Origin of the sequence: Bacillus sp. SIMBA_154 (assembly GCF_046536015.1) — a bacterium.
Classification (GTDB): Bacteria; Bacillota; Bacilli; order Bacillales; family Bacillaceae; genus Bacillus; species Bacillus pumilus_P.
Window position 1 is genome coordinate 1 of record NZ_JAWJBV010000172.1, and the last position, 286, is coordinate 286.

General features: G+C 46.5%; 1 pseudogene. It reads right to left on the reverse strand.

The annotated features are described in order from the left end of the window. Nucleotides 1-286: pseudogene (locus R0K30_RS21615) on the reverse strand (SWIM zinc finger family protein); the annotation flags it as partial.

A 286-nucleotide genomic window follows, 5' to 3' on the forward strand; every position in this document is an offset into this window, starting at 1 on the left:
GTCTGCGGAGCACCGGAGGCGTCCGGTCTAAAAAAGGATCGAGTGAAAAAGACAAGGCGTACGTTTTCAGTCTGTCAATGGAGGAATAAATCGTATCCATCAGCTGTTCCACGTATGGATTGATGCTGTAATAATCTTTTTCGGCATCCAATCTGCCTGACTCAATCAAAGTGAACATGTGAAGCCAGACGGCAAGCGCCGAATGAATCTGATATAAGCTTTTAAGCTCGGGTTTTTTCGGGGCGTGTTTTTTGAGCGCTGACAGATAGCCGTAATAAAGGCCCTG